The organism is Mesorhizobium sp. M8A.F.Ca.ET.021.01.1.1 (assembly GCF_003998025.1).
Classification (GTDB): Bacteria; Pseudomonadota; Alphaproteobacteria; order Rhizobiales; family Rhizobiaceae; genus Mesorhizobium.
In genome coordinates this window covers 1-834 of sequence record NZ_RZSJ01001025.1, presented here as the reverse complement: position 1 = coordinate 834, position 834 = coordinate 1, and the positions used below count along the sequence as shown (strand labels likewise).

2 protein-coding genes are annotated in these 834 nt (G+C 64.9%); one reads left to right on the top strand and one right to left on the bottom strand.

Translation table 11 applies throughout. The annotated features are described in order from the left end of the window. Window positions 1-296: carboxymuconolactone decarboxylase family protein (locus EOA36_RS36350; RefSeq protein ID WP_145969549.1), on the top strand; the 296-nt coding region annotated here is incomplete at its 5' end. 75 nt (window positions 297-371) lie between these two features. Here EOA36_RS36350 and EOA36_RS36345 read toward each other — a convergent pair. Continuing rightward, window positions 372-803: a cupin domain-containing protein gene (locus EOA36_RS36345; protein WP_127281308.1), complete on the bottom strand. Its 432-nt coding sequence runs from the start codon at window positions 801-803 to the stop codon at window positions 372-374. Window positions 804-834: the final 31 nt, after the last annotated feature.

Below are 834 nucleotides of genomic sequence, written 5' to 3'. Positions count from 1 at the left end.
ACATGCATGCGCGCGAACTGAAGAAGGCCGGAGAAAAGGACGAGCGCATCTTTGCGCTGGCGGCATGGCGCGAGACGCCGTATTTCACTGACGCCGAACGTGCGGCATTGGCGCTGGCCGAAGCCGGCACCAGACTGGCCGACCGGCCGGACGCGGTGCCGGACGATGTCTGGGACGAAGCGGCCCGCCATTATGATGAAAAGGCCCTTGCCGCGCTGGTCATCCAGATCGCGCTGATCAACGCCTTCAACAGGCTGAACGCAGCGACCCGGCAGCCGGTTGGCGCCTGGGGCTAAGCGCTGGGGCTGCCGCGAGGCGAGGGGCGGGCGGCGCATTGCCTTCCCGCCCTCGGGGCACCTGCAGCCTGGCGGCTACTGGCGCAATTCCGTATTCTTGGCGCCTTCCTCGACCTGATCGATCACCAGGAGCTTGACCGGCCCATCGCCAATGTTGGTGGCCTGGTGCCACTGCCCGATCATTTCGACGATGAAATCGCCGGTCTTGTAGGTGTTGCTGTTGCCGGTCTCGACATTGGTGACCTTCAGCGTTCCAGCCTGGACATAGGCGTAGCGCGGGAAGGGATGGCGATGGACCGGCAAGGTCGCGCCGGGCGCGATGTCATAGGTCGAGACCAGCACCTGCACGTTCTTCTGCGGCAGCGTGATCGGCTGGCCGGATGCCGTGGTGGTGCGTGACGCGAGCGGCGTCACGACGACCGGGGTTCCGCCGCTGTCCAATGCATGAGCGCCGGTCGCGAACGACGCTGCCGTGAGCAGCAATGCCGATACCAGGATTTTCCGCATGATGTCCTCCCTTGACCGAACGCATCTATCG

Coding starts and splice junctions, on each gene's coding strand:
- EOA36_RS36345 (WP_127281308.1), bottom strand. CDS start 803: ATGCGGAAAATCCTGGTATCGGCATTGCTGCTCACGGCAGCGTCGTTC.